The 14,808-nt window shown below is 37.9% G+C and carries 11 protein-coding genes; 4 read left to right on the top strand and 7 right to left on the bottom strand.

Going from position 1 to position 14,808, the window contains the following annotated elements; all coding sequences use genetic code 11:
- Positions 1–59 precede the first annotated feature (59 nt).
- The gene (locus tag FPK91_RS20775) at positions 60–542 is read left to right on the top strand and encodes a hypothetical protein (RefSeq protein WP_144213983.1); all 483 of its coding nucleotides are present in this window, start codon (positions 60–62) and stop codon (positions 540–542) included.
- Between the two features lie 151 nt (positions 543–693).
- Here FPK91_RS20775 and FPK91_RS20770 read toward each other — a convergent pair whose 3' ends face one another.
- The 6 genes from FPK91_RS20770 to prmB are packed head-to-tail and all read right to left on the bottom strand — an operon-like array spanning position 694 to position 5,910.
- Positions 694–1,236, bottom strand: a complete 543-nt coding sequence (locus FPK91_RS20770) for an RNA methyltransferase (protein WP_405127376.1) — start codon at positions 1,234–1,236, stop codon at positions 694–696.
- Positions 1,233–1,508 (bottom strand): YfcL family protein, encoded by a 276-nt coding sequence (locus FPK91_RS20765; protein WP_144213979.1) that lies wholly within the window; start codon positions 1,506–1,508, stop codon positions 1,233–1,235. Before FPK91_RS20765 ends, FPK91_RS20770 begins: the two co-directional genes overlap by 4 nt.
- Positions 1,509–1,511: 3 nt before the next feature.
- The gene (locus FPK91_RS20760) at positions 1,512–2,651 is read right to left on the bottom strand and encodes an ATP-NAD kinase family protein (RefSeq protein WP_144213977.1); all 1,140 of its coding nucleotides are present in this window, start codon (positions 2,649–2,651) and stop codon (positions 1,512–1,514) included.
- A complete protein-coding gene (locus FPK91_RS20755; protein WP_144213975.1) occupies positions 2,648–3,814 on the bottom strand; it encodes an MFS transporter in 1,167 nt (388 codons plus the stop codon). The genes FPK91_RS20760 and FPK91_RS20755 overlap by 4 nt, the downstream gene beginning before the upstream one ends.
- Entirely contained in the window at positions 3,814–4,908 is a 1,095-nt protein-coding gene (gene aroC / locus FPK91_RS20750) for a chorismate synthase (RefSeq protein ID WP_144213973.1), read from the bottom strand. The genes FPK91_RS20755 and aroC overlap by 1 nt, the downstream gene beginning before the upstream one ends.
- A 57-nt stretch (positions 4,909–4,965) precedes the next feature.
- Positions 4,966–5,910 (bottom strand): 50S ribosomal protein L3 N(5)-glutamine methyltransferase, encoded by a 945-nt coding sequence (gene prmB, locus FPK91_RS20745; protein ID WP_144213971.1) that lies wholly within the window; start codon positions 5,908–5,910, stop codon positions 4,966–4,968.
- Between the two features lie 80 nt (positions 5,911–5,990).
- Here prmB and smrB point away from each other — a divergent pair, with 80 nt between their 5' ends.
- The gene (gene smrB, locus FPK91_RS20740) at positions 5,991–6,518 is read left to right on the top strand and encodes an endonuclease SmrB (protein ID WP_144213969.1); all 528 of its coding nucleotides are present in this window, start codon (positions 5,991–5,993) and stop codon (positions 6,516–6,518) included.
- Between the two features lie 121 nt (positions 6,519–6,639).
- Here smrB and sixA read toward each other — a convergent pair whose 3' ends face one another.
- Positions 6,640–7,113, bottom strand: a complete 474-nt coding sequence (sixA, locus tag FPK91_RS20735) for a phosphohistidine phosphatase SixA (RefSeq protein WP_144213967.1) — start codon at positions 7,111–7,113, stop codon at positions 6,640–6,642.
- A gap of 313 nt (positions 7,114–7,426) precedes the next feature.
- On the opposite strand from sixA, the gene FPK91_RS20730 reads away from it, so the two are divergent.
- Positions 7,427–10,207: an insulinase family protein gene (locus tag FPK91_RS20730; protein WP_144214644.1), complete on the top strand. Its 2,781-nt coding sequence runs from the start codon at positions 7,427–7,429 to the stop codon at positions 10,205–10,207.
- Positions 10,208–10,515: 308 nt separating this feature from the next.
- On the top strand, positions 10,516–14,802 hold the full coding sequence (locus FPK91_RS20725; protein WP_144213965.1) for an EAL domain-containing protein: 4,287 nt from the start codon (positions 10,516–10,518) through the stop codon (positions 14,800–14,802).
- Positions 14,803–14,808: the final 6 nt, after the last annotated feature.

Genomic DNA, 14,808 nt, shown 5'->3' with positions numbered 1-14,808 from the left:
CTTTAAATAGTCACGCTTCTACTGATGTCAAAACTAATGTCGAAATAGATGAGAGAGAAATGAATAATCTAATCCACCAAGCTTATGAAGGCGAGGTTTACGGCATTGCATTTTTTAGTTACTTTGAAAATGTAGATGACAATAACGAACAAATTAAGCTTTGGTCAGCATTAGTTGCTGTAGAAACGCTCACTGCAGAGTTATTACTTAAGCACCTTTTGAAACTAACTCGCAGATATGAGTTTAAAACAGCTGAGATGACAGAAAAAGGTGATAAAGAGGCTAAGAAATGGAGCCACTTACCTTGGCCTGAACTAATGCTAACATTAAGCCAATGGGTTGAACCCTATGAAATAAAATATAGAGATTGGTTACTTCAATGTCAGCAACAGCATAATCAAGAAAATAAACAGCTAGAACCTATATTCAAACTTATCGCTGAACATGAAACAGCTATTTATCAGTGCTTTAAAGCAGAATTGAATCAACAAGATGGGCGAGCTCCTTTAACTTCTTTCTTAGATAAATACAGTCAAGCGTAAGCCGTATAGTGAACAAAAGTGAGAACGACGGAATATATTCATTTATTTATAGCTATAGCCAACGCGTTATAGATACAAAAAAGCTCAATAAGAAATCATCTTATTGAGCTTTCATTATAAAGGCTGTTTAAAACGAGACAAAGTTAGCTAATTATTTCTTCAACCAAGTTTTCACTTTAGTGCGATTGTTATTATCTCGACTTTCTCGAATCAACTCATCGTCTGCAGCCATTTGTGAGTTCTTTGATAAACGGTCATAAAGTAATACATTTACCGAAGCTGCCAAATTCATACACCCTACTGTCGGAACATACACCACGTCATCCGCAGCATCAATAATTTGCTGTGGAATGGTGCCATCTTCAGGGCCAAATATATAAAAAGCATTCTGTGGATGCTCAAACAAAGGTAATGGCGTCGCACCAACCACTAAATCGACACAAATAATTTTTGCGCCTTGTGGTACTTGTTCAAGTAAAGACTCTACGCCCGTAAGCGGTATGGTATCTGCGGCATTTTGGGTATCAATATCATATTGCGCTTCACCTGAGCGTGAAGCTAACGCATATCGATTACCGGTATAGAAGACCGAATTTGCACGATAACAACCTGCGGCGCGCATAATGCCGCCCACATTGACAGGTGTTTTAGGGTTAACTAATCCGATCGAAACTGTTTGTTCGGTCATTGTTATTTAATTTCGCTAATAATTTGACGAAGTTGCTGCCAGGCATCATTCACTAAACTAAAATCAGGCTCTTCTAATTCGTCATTTGCTAGCGCTAAACAATCAACCATTTTATCGTCTAACGCATCAATTCCAGAAAGCTGTTCCTGCTCAAGCTTTGATAGCACAACAGCAATATGCCCTTGCAAGTAACCACTGGCAAATAACGCATCATCATCGCCATGGGCAACTTTACTTTCGATCCACGATTCTAATGCAGCATCATACTTCTCTAACATGGTTTAGCTCTCCGATAAATCTGGATTTGCAACTTGGTACATCACGTAATCGTGATAGCCAGTTACAATTTTATAATAGCCCGTAAGCTCTCTATCTAATTCTGGGTCGCCACTATCCACAATTAGTGGCCTTCCTTCAAGTGCTTTTAACTTAGTTTTTGTGGCAAGGATGATAATATTCTCTTTACCTACCTGTTTTATAAGCTCAGGAGACAACTGCTGATTACCTCTACCCAGTATGTGACCTTGTCCACCTATGAGTGTAATCACCAGCTTTGTGGGTTTATTATTGGTCAGTTCTACTAGTTGCTTTGCTGTTACATCTGCAGCAACCAATGTTTTATCTTGAATGACATCAACACCTAATAAGGTGTTATCAATATTTAAGTCTTCCATTAACGCGGCAACAGTAGAGCCACTGCCAATGATATACTGCTCATCTTCCATCTGATTAATCACATCAGCTGCGATATCAGCTAAAACCAATTCATCGACTTCTTTGCCGCCCATTTTTACTGCTTGAATATATCTAGGCTCTGCAGGTACTTGCATTTCACCGTATCGTTTCGCTTTAACCACGCCTTTTCTGAAAGCGACTTCATCAATATCCATTACATCGGCGTCCATCAAGCTAACAAGCTCACGCTTTAATATCATGTCTACAACGACACCTGCAGCATGTGGCGTTATAGCATAAACACCTGAGTGAATTTTAACCCCTGCAGGAACACCTAACACAGGCAAAAGTACCGAATCATCTTGTTCAATGACACTATAAATATCTCTAGCAGTACCATCACCACCGGCAAATAACAGTAAATCTAACGATTCATTGATCAGTGCTTTAACGGCTAATTGTGTGTCTTTAGCTTCAGTTATATCTGCCGAGTGATAAACACACGCTGTATTAAAACCAAGCTCTTGAGCTAAATTTTGCCCCATGGATCCGGACGCGGTAATAATATCGATTTGCTCTTTGAATGGCAGCACAACCTCTAAAGCTTGTTGCATTCTAATTTGAGCTTTGGGTTCAGCGCCTTTGGCAATTGCTTGCGCAGCAACACCATCAGAGCCTTTTAAACCAACACTGCCACCTAATCCTGCAAGGGGATTAATAATCAAACCTAATCGAAAACGCTTCACGAAATAACGTCCTTTTTTTTCTCTGAAATAGCCAACACAGCAAACATAGACAATAACGCGCAAATTGCCGCAAAAATCCAAGTATGGGTTGAACCAGAGCCATCGCCCCAAATAATGCCACTTATCCAAGTCCCTAACGCGCCACCAAAACCAAAGCTAATGCTGGCATACAAGGCTTGGCCTTTGCTGCGATGGGCGATATCAAAATTTCGGTGAATAAACTGAATTGATGCTGCGTGAGTTAAGCCAAAGGTAAATGCATGCAACGCCTGGCTAATTGAAAGCAGCAAAATGCTATCTACGCCGTAGGCTAACAGTAACCAGCGCACTGCGGTTAATATTACACTTACTAATAACAGTAACTTAACCCCAAACCGACCCAATAACCTAGGGGCCAACATGAACATAAGTATTTCAACCACCACCCCAAAGGCCACAAACAAACCTGCAACCGCTTCAGAATAGCCTGCTTGTTTTAAATACAGCACGAAGAAGCCATAAAATGGCCCGACACTCATTTGTAATAGTAAAGCCGAGACTAAAAACCAGAAAATAGCAGCGGTAATTTTTAAAGGTGGCCGCAGTGATGCATCTGCAACTTTGACGCGGTTATTCGGTAACGCCAAAGAACACAAAAACATACCAATAAATAATGCCATTCCGATTGAAGGTATTATTTCAGCACCAAACTGACTGATAGCAAAGCCACCAGCAATAACTAAGCAAATATAACCGACACTGCCCCAGCTTCGAATAGCGCCATATCGATGAGCTTCATCACCCAGGCTTTCAAGAGTTATGACTTCTAATTGCGCCAGAATGGCATTCCAGAAAAAGGTATAAATGAACAAGCTAATAGCAAGATAAACCATGCCACCATCAAAAAAGAAACTGATGTAACTAATCGCAGCTGCCGCGGCGCCAAATTTAATAAGCTGGCTGCGCATGCCCGTTTTGTCTGCAACAAATGCCCAAACGTTAGGGGCAATTATTCGCGTCCCCATGAGTATTGCCATGAGAAAACCAATTTCTTGCGCATCAAAGCCACGGTTATCAAAAAAGACACCGAGATAAGGAACCATTAAGCCGAGGATGGAAAAGAAAAAGAAATAACAAGCACTGAGCCAAAATGCTTTTGGCTCAGTGCTTAACAAATTAGGCATTACTTCATTCCGATAACAGGGGTTTGAGAAACCACATCCTGGTTTTGCGCTCTATGACGAAGCAAGTGATCCATTAACACAATGGCGAGCATAGCTTCAGCAATTGGCACTGCACGAATACCGACACAAGGGTCATGGCGACCTTTAGTCACCACATCAGCGGTGGTTCCCTGTGCGGTCATACTCTGACCAGGAACTGAAATACTTGAAGTAGGCTTTAATGCAATATGCGCAACAATGGGTTGGCCAGATGAAATACCACCCAATACACCACCAGCATGATTAGATTCAAACCCAGCCGGTGACATTAAATCACGACCTTCTGAACCTTTTTGCGTGACCACACCAAAACCATCGCCGATTTCAACCCCTTTAACAGCGTTGATACCCATTAATGCGTGAGCAATATCTGCATCTAAACGATCAAATACTGGTTCGCCTAATCCGACGGGTACGCCTGTCGCAGCAACGGTAATTTTGGCACCGATTGAATCACCAGACTTCTTCAAATCACGCATGTATTCGTCTAATTGCTCAAGTTTACTGGCATCAGGGAAGAAGAAAGCATTTTGCTCTATTTCATTGAAATCAACTGATTCAGCACAGATTGGACCAAGCTGTGACATGTAACCATGAATTTCAATACCGTGAACTTGTTTAAGGTATTTTTTCGCCACTGCGCCAGCAGCGACACGCATTGCAGTTTCACGGGCAGAAGAACGCCCGCCACCACGGTAATCACGAAATCCATATTTTTGCTGATAAGTGTAATCAGCATGACCAGGTCGGAATAAGTCTTTAATATTTGAGTAGTCTTGACTGCGTTGATCGGTATTTTCAATTAATAAACCAATCGAGGTACCTGTCGTTTTATCTTCAAATACACCAGATAAAATACGCACTTCATCTGCTTCGCGGCGTGCAGTTGTATATCTTGATGTTCCTGGACGACGACGATCTAAGTCGTGCTGCATATCTTCAACTGTGAGTTCAAGACCTGGAGGACAACCATCAATGATACAACCTAACGCTACCCCATGGCTTTCACCAAAAGTAGTCACTACAAAATTTTGACCTATGCTATTTCCTGACATGCTATTTGATTACCTCAAGCTAATTTATTTGCTAATGCCTATTAATCACAATGCCTATTATTCACTATCTTTGTAGATGGCGAATAGTGATTCATTTTCAACTAGCTGATCGTAGGTCAGCACAAAAACACCGTCACCGCCATTTTCGAACTCTACCCAAGTAAATGGAACATCTGGGAATTGCTCAATTAAATGCACCATTGAGTTACCCACTTCAACCACTAATAAACCATCTTTAGTTAAATAATCTGTGGCATTGGCTAAAATTCGTTTTGTTAAATCTAAACCATCACGACCAGAAGCTAAGCCAATGGCAGGTTCATGATGATATTCATCTGGCATATCGCCAATATCTTCTTCATCTACGTAAGGCGGGTTCGATACGATCAAATCGTATTGCGGTCCTTTTGGGATTGCAGAAAACAAATTAGATTGAATTGGGAATACGCGATCTAACACATCTAATGACTCAATGTTGATTTGCGCTACTTCTAACGCATCTTCACTGATATCTAGTGCATCGACTTCAGCATCTTCAAATGCGTAGGCACAAGCGATAGCGATACAGCCACTGCCAGTACATAAATCCATAACGCGATTAACAGGTTTGTTATAAAGCCAAGGGCTAAAGTTATTATGTATCATTTCAGCAATTGGAGAGCGTGGCACTAACACACGTTCATCAACATAAAACTCTAAATCAGCAAAACGCGCTTTGTTAGTCAAATATGGAACCGGTAAACGCTCACGTACTCGACGAATAATTAATTCAACGATTTTATGTTTTTCACTACTGGTTAAGTTTGAGTGAACCACTTGCTGACCGATTTCTTCAGGTAAGTGCAATGCATAGAAAACCAAAGAAATAGCTTCATCCCATGCGTTATCAGTCCCGTGCCCATAATAAATGTTGGCATCGTTAAAACGACTTACAGCCCAACGCAACATGTCGCCAACGGTTCTTAACTCGGTGACAGCTTCATCTACAAAGATTTTATCCAAAACATCGCTCCTGAAAAATTGTTCCTGACCATTGTAACTGAAGTCTATTAAGATGACCTAGAATTCAATACAATAGGGGTATGAATAAAGAAAATAACCCTGACTTAGCACTGTTTTCAGAGCACTTGGATGGTATTAGGCCATTAAAGCAAGATAAGCATCATTTTAAACAGTCAGTCAAAAGCAAACAACAAGTCGAAATCAAAGAACAACAGGTTTATGCCGACAGTTATTTTTCCGATAATTATCAACCGCTCCTCCCTGTCGAAGGGCCAATGCGTTGGCTAAATGATGGTGTTGAAAAAATTGAGTTAAAACGTCTGCGCCGCGGTGATTACCAGCCTGACCTATTACTTGATTTACATGGAATGCGACAAGCTGAAGCAAAACTTGAACTCGCAGCGCTACTACAAGCATGTGTTAAGCAGCATATTCTTTGTTGCTGCGTAATGCATGGTTATGGATCAGGCATTTTAAAACAACAACTGCCAATGTGGCTTGCCCAGCACCCTAAAGTGAAAGCCTTCCATCAAGCGCCTAAAGAATGGGGCGCTGATGCGGCTTTGTTGATTTTAATTGATATTGGCGATCATGCGCATCGTAGGTAAACACCTGCTAACCAAATCCTCATCCCGTTTATTAAGAAATAAGTTTATTAATGTCTGCCAAATAAAAAAGAGCCTCTAGGGCTCTTTCACAACCTTAATTTCTTACTGTTACAAAATATATTTAAGCACTCATTTGGGTCGGTGTCTGCATCAACTCAAATTGAAAACCATGCTCGTTTTTTTCTATTGTTGCGATTGCTGATGTGGCAAAAATTGGCGGTTCTATACCTGCAACTAACTCACTAACCATGTAACCCAGTATCGGCATGTGAGCAATCACTAACACTTTGTTGGCGCTGTATTGTTCTGCGTAAGCCAAGATGGCATCAACAGCTATTTGAGGGCTGCCAGAGGGAGTAATATCATCTAAGACTAACCATTTATTAGGTTCTGGAAGATGCTTAGCCACTTCTTGCCAAGTTTGCTGAGCCCTTAGGTAAGGACTTACTATCACCAAATCAACACTACTGACCTTTTCGGTCAACCAATTGGCCATAGCATTTGACTGGTTACGTCCCAACTGGGACAACATACGCTCTCTGTCTGACGGGGCATCAAAACTTGCTTCGCCATGTCGCATTAAAAATAGCTGCATACTTCTCTCGCTACTCAATTATTATTGTGTTTATTTGCTAATTGTAGCCTTAAATAACTCATCTACAAAGAAACTATGAAGTAAAATTAATTAGCCTTTAGTCGAGTTTTTTATCAAATTTATGCTTATTATTCTGAAAAGCTATTAAACTCTTTCTAAAAGTTGCTAAAAATAACTAACAAGATCACTATATATCTTCAACCTACTTAATGTATCAGCTGTAACTGAGCAAAGTATCGCTCAAATTAAGTAACAAGCCTTAAAGCGCCTTCTCATCTGGAGCATTATCTTGACCATAAAACCAGACACAAAAATGCCCGACATAGTTAAAAGTCCCAATGACCATCGTCAATATCGTTATATTGTTTTGGCAAACAAACTGCGGGTACTTTTAGTCGAAGATTCATCAGCAAGCCAGTCGGCGGCGTCGATGACGGTTTCCGTGGGACATTTTGATGATCCAGCCACAAGACCGGGGATGGCCCATTTTTTAGAACACATGTTATTTTTGGGTACTGAGAAGTTTCCTGATTCAGGTGAGTACCATCAATTTATTAATCAGCATGGTGGTACAAATAACGCTTGGACAGGCACAGAGCAAACGAATTTCTTTTACAGTATTGATGCCAACCATTTTGAAGAGTCGCTAGATCGTTTCAGTCAATTTTTTATCGCACCAAAATTTGATTTGGAGCTGGTCGATAGAGAAAGACATGCCATTGACTCTGAGTACAGCTTAAAATTAAAAGATGATATTAGACGTGTTTATCAAGTCCAAAAAGAATCCATAAACCCTGCGCATCCATTTAGTAAGTTCTCTGTGGGTAACCTACAAACATTAGCAGGTAAAAAAACTGAAGTTCGTGAGGAATTACTCACCTTTTATCAAGATAAATACAGTGCCAACATTATGACATTGTGTTTGATATCAACACTTACATTGGATGAACAGGCGCAAAAAGCAGCGCAATACTTTGAGCAAATAGATAATAAGAATTTGATCAAAGATTACCCTGACACGCCTTACCTAAAATCTGATTCAATGCTTAAAAAAATTAATATCATGCCTATTAAAGATCAAAAAAGGCTCAATATTAGTTTTGTACTCCCTAGTATCGAGCGTTTTTATAAACGAAAACCACTCACTTTTATCAGTCACTTGCTTGGAAATGAAAGCCCTGGAAGTTTGTTGGCGTACTTAAAAGAACAAGGTTTAGCGAGTAACTTATCAGCAGGTGGAGGGGTTAACGGCTATAACTTTAAAGATTACAGCATCAGTGTTCAGCTGACAGATAAAGGTCTAGCGCAAATAGACGACATCATTGAATGTGTCTTTGAATATATTCAACTAATACGTGAATCTGGACTTGAGTCATGGCGATATGATGAAAGAGCCAATTTGCTATCTACCGCGTTTAAATTCCAAGAACAGATTAAAAACCTCGATCTTGCCAGCCATCTCAGCATCAATATGCAACATTACGATATTGAAGATTTAGTCTATGGCGATTACAGAATGGACCAACTCATTGAGTCGGAGACAATCGAACTACTAAACTATTTCAGACCGAACAACCTTCGCATTCAGCTAGTTTCAAAGGAAGTAAGTACTGACATTCAAGCCTCTTGGTACTTTACGCCTTATTCGATTGAATCAATCCCGACTGATAAGTTATCTCGTTGGGAAAAATCATCACCAAGAACAGAATTACTGTTACCGGCTAAAAATCCGTTTATTGTCAAAGACCCACAATCTAGAAACGAACCAAGTAACAGCAATGTTCCTGTGATAGTGGCAGAAGATCAAGGTTATCGTATTTGGCACCGTAAAGATGATGAGTTCAACGTCCCAAAAGGACATATCTATTTATCACTCGATTCTGAAAATGCAAGTCCAACACCGAAACATGCAGCGTTAACCCGTTTGTATGTTGAGATGGTTTTAGATTACCTCACAGAGTCAACTTATCAGGCAGAAGTCGCAGGGTTAAATTACAACATTTACCCTCATCAAGGTGGGATAACACTTCACATCACAGGATTTACTGGTAACCAAGAAACCTTGCTTGCTCTCGTCATAGAAAAGGCCCGTGAGAGACAATTCACCCAAGACCGATTTAAACTGATAAAAAAACAGCTGATTAGAAGTTGGACTAACGTTGCTCAAGCAAAACCCATAGCGCAATTATTTACCAGTCTTACAGTAACTCTACAGAAACGCTCTTATGAACCAACCAAAATGGCGGAAATGATTGAAGACGTCACCTTAGATGAACTGCATGATCATGTCAGTGCATTTTACGAGAAGATATATGTAGAAGGTCTTGTTTATGGAGATTGGCTTGTCAGTGAAGCCCAGCATCTCGCCAAACGATTAAAACAAATTCTTTCATTGGTGACTAAACCGAGTAATGAAGCCAGTCGTGAGCTAGTTAACCTTTCTGCTCAAGGTACATTGATGCGTGAATTAAATATCGAACATCAAGACAGTGCAATTATCATTTATTACCAATCTAACGACACTTCAGCTCATCACATCGGTTTGTTTAGTCTACTGAATCATACAATGTCATCGACATTCTTTCATGAACTTAGAACTGAGAAGCAATTAGGCTACATGGTTGGTACTGGCTACCTACCATTAAATAGGCACCCAGGGATCATTTTTTATATTCAGTCACCTACCACAGGTCCGAGGAAATTACTCGAGGCTATCGATGAGTTCATTGCGGATTTTAACTACGCTGTAATGCAGATTACTAAAGAGCAATGGGAATCAACAAAGCTTGGTCTAATTAATCAAATTTTAGAAAAAGACACCAACCTCAAAGGACGTAGTCAACGTTATTGGGTCTGTTTAGGTAATCGTGACTATAATTTTAATCAAAGAGAAAAAGTCGTAGAGGAAATTAACAAGTTCACTCGTGCTGACTTGATTAAATTTATTGTCAGTAATATGCGTTCAAAGCACAGTGATAGGCTCATTGTATTCAATTCTGGTGAGCAACATAATCAGTTTGGACAGTTACCTAACACCAAAATTATTACCGATTTAAAAAGCTTTAAAGAACAAGCTGAAAAGTTTTATTTTTAGCTGCTATTTGAGCATTTTAAATATTTTTTAACTTCTGACCTTACAATTGTAAACATTTACAAATTTTGTTTAAAGTGACGATTTTACAAAAAAACAGCTGGATCAGCTGCTTTTACATCATAACCCAGTATATTTATCATTATTAGCAGTCTATTAAGTTAATTAATGCCTAAAAATCATGAATAATATTACGCAATAAATATTGATGACCACATGAAATAGCACCATTTTTTGACAAAGCATTAACTTTCTGAAAAAGTAGTGTTTTATTGTAAATAATTCTCGATTACAAAAGACAAAATACTTATATGCAATTGATAAGACCGTTTATAATTTGTGCACTTTTTATCCTATATAGTTTATCGTCTTCGGTATCCGCTAAAGCTGTAGGTAATAACTACGATCTCACCCTCGATACTAAGGTTTACAACACTGAACAAGGTTTATCTCAAGTCACCGTAACTAGCATAGCCGAAGACAGTGATGGGTTTGTGTGGTTAGGTACAATTAATGGCTTAAATAGATTCGACGGGACAAACTTCAAGCATTACTTTGCGGAAGACTCTTCATCTAAACTGCCTAGCTCATTCATCAAGAGCTTACTCATTGATGAAAAAAATAGACTCCTTGTTGGAACAGATCAAGGTATTGCCATATACGATAGAGAAACAGATTCTTTTAGCAAAATAACCATAGATTCCCATGAATTATCTGAGCCTATTTGGTCAATATCGAAATCAACTGAAGGCATCACTTTAGGTTTAAATAACCGTATATTAATGCTCAATAATGACTTGAATAGAGTACTGTGGGAATTCAAAAGCGACGTGCTCCAGGAAATAAAAAGAGTTATTGATATTGATAAGACAATTTACATCCGAAACTATAACGGCATGGTATTTAAACTAGAAGATAATATTTTATCTACGGTGGTATACAAATCAAACGATATAGGTTTTATTTCAGGAAACTTAATAATATCTACATCTGATGGAATATTTAAAATAATAAAAAATAATATAATTAAAGTTTCAGATGTAATACTAACTTATTTAGAAGAGTCTAAAAATGGAAATGAACTTACATCTATCATTGATTCTGATATTGTCAGAATCAATGATAAAAATGTTGTAACAAAAATTGGTTTCATTGCACATGACGCATCAAGAAAAAGACCTTATATAAAAGAAACCAAGTCTGCAATTTTCATATCTGATGTGAACTTAGGTGTTATAAAAGTAGATAAAAGCCGCAACTTAATTAAAAATTCAAAATACATAAATGATAACATATGGTCTATTGCAACTAATGACAATAAGATAATCATTGCAACAGATTCTGTTAAACTAAAAGTTCTTGATAAATCTTTAAAGTTTTTATACTCGATTGATTTAAAAGAATCCGCAGGCCCAAAATCTCTCGAAATACATGATGGTTTTTTGTATACAGGAAATATAATTGGACTCACAAAAACAAACTTAAATACACTAGAAACCGTAAAAATTCTAAACCGACATATTAGTAATGTAAAAGCAAGTAAAGAAAATAACATTATATATGCTTCTACCATTAATGGAAAAATATTCGTAATTAAAGACGATATTGTCATTAATACTTTAATGACAGGTGAAAGGTATCCAATTTTCGATCTGATTGAGAGAAATGATTATATTTGGGTTGCTTCACAAGGTGGTCTATTTAGATTAAAAGATGGTAAAGCGGAAAAGTTGTATGGTGAAAGTATGGTCACTACCATAAAGTTTGATGGTAATGACTTATATTTTGGTACGAGAAACTCTTTGCTCAAGCTCTCAACTGACACAAATGTTATAAAAGAAATATATAACCACAACAAATTAATTTATTCTATTGAAATTTTTGATAACTTTATACTTTCATCGTCAGCGATGGAATTAAACATTACAAATAAAAATAACTTTTCAAACCTAAACTTAGCAACTAGGAATGGGGCCCAGGTAGATTATAACTCATTAGCTTCTATAACTATTGGAGAGTATTCATTATTTGGCGGTTCAAATGGCCTAAGTATTGTTAACCCAAATGACATATATAACGAAGTTATAATGTCTGGCAGTACGAATGTGGCACTTATTGATTTTTCTTTATTTAATATATCTCAAAAGGTAGGGGGGGAAGTCCTATCAAAACCAATAAACAATCAAGAAAAAATAACATTAAAGTATTCTGACTACCCTTTCTCATTCACATTTATTACACCTGGTCAGGCATTAAAAGAGTTTGATTTCTTTTATCAAATGGATGGTCTTAGTGAGGATTGGTTACCCTCACCTAATATTAACTCTGCAACTTATACGAACCTTTCTGCCGGTGATTATCATTTCAATGTGTATGCCGTTAACAAGTTATCAGGTAAGCGTGGCGCAACTAAATCAATAAAGGTTGTCGTAACACCACCTTGGTATTTATCTCTAGAAGCAAAATTATCTTATGGTCTTGTCGCATTAATAGTATTACTTATTATAACCAAGATAATTTTACGTAGGCGTGAAATTCAGAAACAAATTGCCCTGAGTGAAGAAAGATTAAAGTTATCACTTTGGGGCAGCGGCGATGAAATGTGGGATTGGGATATTGAAACGGGTAAGATTTATCGTTCTAATATTTGGGGAACTCTAGAGTTCCCTCAGGACGGGCAACGTTCAGGAAAACTAGGGGAAGAAAGCAATATTCACCCACTAGATCAAAACAGAGTAAAAACAGCACTAAACAATCATTTCAAAGGCTTAACAGATCATTTTGAAGTGACTTACCGTGTAAAAAATCGAGATCATAAGTGGATGTGGATCTTAGATAGAGCAAAAATTGTAGAAAAAGATCACAAAGAAAACCCGCTACGTATGACAGGAACTATCAAAAATATTAATAATATAAAGCAAACGGAAGAACAATTAAGATTGTTTGAAAGAGCAATCGAAAATATCTCTGAAGGTATGTTCATCCTCGATGAAAAATATCGGTTCGTTGAGGTTAATGATGCATGTTGTGAAATAACAGCACAAAGTCGAGAAGAGTTCTTAGGCCAATTATTTAATTTTGGCCGCTACCCAGCCACTTACTCAAACCAAATACATGCCACATTGTCGCAGCAAGGTTGCTGGAGCAATGAACTAGAAGCAAACAAAGGCGATGGAAGCCATTTTCTAATGGAACTCACCATTGACGCCATATACAACGAACAAGGTGAAACAAGTCATTACGTAGGGGTATTTTCTGATATTACCCGTCGAAAACAGCAGGAAGAAGAACTGCGTAAACTAACTAATAGTGATTTACTTACAGGTTTACCTAATCGTTCAAGCTTGCAAGTGACGCTAAATAATCTTGTTAAAAAAGATATTCACCACACTTTAATGGTACTGGATTTAGACAATTTTAAACGTATTAATGATTCACTAGGCCATCAAATTGGCGATGAACTACTTATCGATGTGGCCCGCCGTATTCAAAGCAATGTTCCTAAGCATGTCAGTTTATATCGCTTAGGAGGAGATGAGTTTGCATTATTAGTCGATCATAATCCTGACATTGGTTCTTGTGCAGCTATCGCTTCTAGAGTTATCGACTCATTAAAAGAAGAATTCAAAATTGATAATGAATCCTTAGTTGTTGGATTGAGCATTGGTATTGTTCTCTATCCTGAAGATGAACAAAATGAACAAGCATTATTAAGAAAGGCTGACATAGCTATGTATCATGCCAAATCAAGCGGCGGTAATAGCTACCAATTTTATTCAGAATCATTAAATAAAAATGCCCTTCGTCAATTAGAAGTAGAAAACTTAATTCGAGAAGGTTTAAAAGAAGACTTATTTGAAGTTTATTATCAACCCAAAGTCGATTTAAAGAGTGACAATTTGGTAGGAATGGAAGCATTAGTTCGGTTAATACATCCAGACTTTGGTGTTATTGGTCCTAATGAGTTTATTCCTTTAGCTGAAGAAAATGGTTTGATTGTCGAAATTGGTGATCTCGTATTACGCAAAGCATGTTTTGCTGCGCAGAAGTGGCGCGAAGAAGGCATATTTAACGGCCGTGTTGCTATTAACTTGTCTTCAAGACAGTTTGCCCTTCCCGATCTACAACAACGTATTACCAATGTTCTACAACTAACTAAGCTCCCTGCTTGTCACCTTGAGCTTGAAATAACAGAAAGCACCATAATTAAAAACCCTGAAAATGCCATCAAGGTAATGAATCAACTTGCTGAAATGGGTGTCACTTTGGCTCTTGATGATTTTGGAACAGGGTATTCTTCTCTTTCTTATCTTAAACGATTCCCAATACATTGTTTAAAAATAGACAAGTCATTTGTAGATGACATAGATAAATCCGATAGAGATCTTAAAATGGTCGATAGTATTATTACCATTGCTCACAATATGGGATTATCAGTTGTTGGTGAAGGCGTAGAAGATACTGCTCAATTAAATATACTGAAAGCTTTAAAATGTGAAGAAATCCAAGGTTACATATTTAGTAAACCGGTACCAGAAAAAGAATTTACACAATTACTAAATACCAACATGGAGAAAAAAGAAAAGAAAGCACAATAGAATTAA

The organism is Shewanella donghaensis, assembly GCF_007567505.1.
Taxonomy (GTDB): Bacteria; Pseudomonadota; Gammaproteobacteria; order Enterobacterales; family Shewanellaceae; genus Shewanella; species Shewanella donghaensis.
The sequence above is the reverse complement of the archived record's forward strand: the minus strand, read 5'-3'. Positions and strand labels throughout refer to the sequence as shown.